Origin of the sequence: Corallococcus sp. 4LFB (assembly GCF_046520365.1) — a bacterium.
In the GTDB taxonomy this organism is placed as follows: Bacteria; Myxococcota; Myxococcia; order Myxococcales; family Myxococcaceae; genus Corallococcus; species Corallococcus caeni.
On record NZ_JBKGHJ010000780.1, the window covers coordinates 1 to 2,630 of the forward strand.

Annotated in this window: 1 protein-coding gene; it reads right to left on the reverse strand. The window is 70.9% G+C overall.

Translation table 11 applies throughout. From position 1 onward, the window contains the following. Window positions 1-2,630: condensation domain-containing protein (locus tag ACLEQD_RS41020; RefSeq protein WP_410391354.1), on the reverse strand; the 2,630-nt coding region annotated here is incomplete at both ends.

Consider the following 2,630-nt stretch of genomic DNA (forward strand, 5'->3'; position numbering starts at 1 on the left):
GCATTCAGGCGCAGCAGCTGCGCCATGGCGGAGGGCACCGTGTTGACGAGGGTGACATGGGAGGCGGTGGACAGCTCCGCCAGGTGCAGGGCGTTGCGTGCCACCACCACCGCGCCGCCACTGGAGAGAGGCGCGAAGAGCTCGAAGACGGAGAGGTCGAAGTTGAGGCTCGTCGCGGCGAGGGTGCCCTTCAACTCCTCCGGGGTGAACGTCGCCAGGGCCCAGTGGAGGAAGGAGACAGCGTTGCCGTGGGAGATGGCGACGCCCTTGGGACGGCCGGTGCTGCCGGACGTGTAGATGAGGTAGGCGAGGTGCCCGGCGTGGATGTCCACCTCGGGCGCCGTGGTGGGCTGCTTCGCCAACTCCGCATCCGAGTCCAGGCACACCGCTGTGGCCGACGTCTCGGGCAGTGCAGACAGAAGATGCGAATGGGCAACAAGGGCGGGGCCCTGGGCGTCTTCCAGCAGCCAGCCCAGGCGCTCACGCGGGTAGCTGGGGTCCAGCGGCACATACGCGCCACCGGCCTTGAGAATGCCGAGCGCGCCGATGACGAGATCCTCGGTGCGCTCGACGCAGAGGCCGACGCGGACTTCGGGCCGGACGCCGAGGCCTCGTAGACGGTGGGCGAGCTGGTTCGCCTTCGCATCCACCTCGCGGTACGTCAGCTGCCGCTCGGGCGTGATGACGGCCAGCGCGTCCGGTGTGCGGCGCACCTGGGCCTCCACCATCGCGGGGATGCTGGGCTCACGCTGGGCTTCCGTGGCAGCCGGATTCCACTCGACGAGGAGTTGCTGGCGCTCGGCGTCAGTGAGCAGGGGCAGGTCGCTCAGCCTCGTGTCCGGGTTGTTCGCGATGGCCTCCAGCAACACGCCGAAGTGTCCGGCCATGCGCTGCACGGTCGCCGCGTCGAACAAGTCAGTCGCGTACTCCAGCGTGCCCGTCATGCCCGTGGGGGCTTCCCGCAGACCCAGGGAGAGATCGAACTTCGCGAAGTGGGTCTCCAACGGCAGCGTCCGCATGGACAGCCCCGGCAGGCGCAGCACCTCTCCCGGCATGTTCTGCAGGACGAACATCGCCTGGAACAACGGATTGCGGCTCAGGTCACGCGTGGGCTGCACCGCCTCGACGAGCTTCTCGAAGGGCAGGTGCTGGTGCTCGTAGGCCGCGAGCGTCGTGCCGCGCACCTGGGCGAGCAGCTCACGGAACGTCGCGCGCGGGTTGAGGCGGGCGCGCAGGACGAGGGTGTTGACGAAGAAGCCGATGAGGCCCTCGGTCTCCGCCTGCGTCCGGCCCGCGATGGGCGAACCCACGCTGACGTCGTCCTGCGCGGAGTAGCGCGACAGCAGCACCTGGAACGCGGCGAGGAACACCATGAAGGGCGTCGCGCCTTCACGCTGGGCCAGGGCCTTGAGGGCCTCCGCGATGCTGGCCGGGACCCGCACATCCACCGTGGCGCCACGGTGGGACTGCACGGGCGGACGCGGGCGGTCCGTGGGCAGCTCCAGCGCGGCGGGGGCTCCCGCCAACCGCTGCTTCCAGTAATCGAGCTGTGCCTCCAGGACCTCCCCCTGGAGCCAGTTGCGCTGCCACGTCGCGAAGTCCGCGTACTGCACGGGCAGCGGCGCGAGGGCCGGCGTGCTGCCCGTACTGAAGGACTCATAGAAGGCCGCGACCTCACGGACGAGGACACCCATGGACCAGCCGTCGGAGACGACGTGGTGCATGGTCACCAGCAGCACGTGCTCCTCCGCTGCCAGCCGCACCAGGAGCCCGCGCAGCAGCGGTCCCGTGGCGAGGTGGAACGGACGACGGGCCTCCGCGATCACGACGCGCTGGGCTTCCTCCTCGCGCTGCTCCCGCGGCAGCGCGGTCAGGTCGACGACGGGCAACTCCCACGCCGCCGAGTCCTGGACGCGCTGCGACGGCGCTTCGTGTGACGCGGCGAGCGTGGTGCGCAGGGACTCGTGGCGGGTGATCAGCGCTTCGAAGGCGCGGCGCAGTGACTCCACGTCCACCTGTCCCGTCAGCCGCAGCGCCGTGGGGATGTTGTACGACGCATCCCCGGGCTGGAGCTGATCCAGCAGCCAGAGCCGCTGCTGGGCGAAGGAGAGCGGGATGGCTCCCTCGCGTGACGCGGGCCGCAGCGGCGGCGCACGGAGCGCGGCGGGCGGCGTCCCCTCCAGCTTCGGTGCGAGGGCTTCGACGGTGGGCGCTTCGAACAGGGCCCGCAGCGGCAGCTCGACGCCGAACCCGGCCCGCACGCGCGAGACGAGCTGGGTGGCCAGCAGGGAGTGACCTCCCAGCGCGAAGAAGTCGTCCCGGATGCCGACCCGCTCCAAGCGGAGGACCTCGGCGAAGAGGGCCGAGAGCTTCTCCTCGGTCGCGGTGCGCGGCGCGACGAAGGCGGCCGCGCGCGGTGCATCGGTGGGCTCGGGCAGGGCCTTGCGGTCCACCTTGCCGTTGGCGTTGAGCGGCAGGGCCTCCAGCACCAGGAGCGACGCAGGCACCATGTACTCGGGGAGTCGCTGCCGCAGCTGGACCCGCAGCGCCTCCATGTCCAGCGGGTGCCCTTCGTGCGCGGTGACGTAGCCGATGAGGCGCTTGTCCGCGTCCGCGCCCCGGGCCACGAC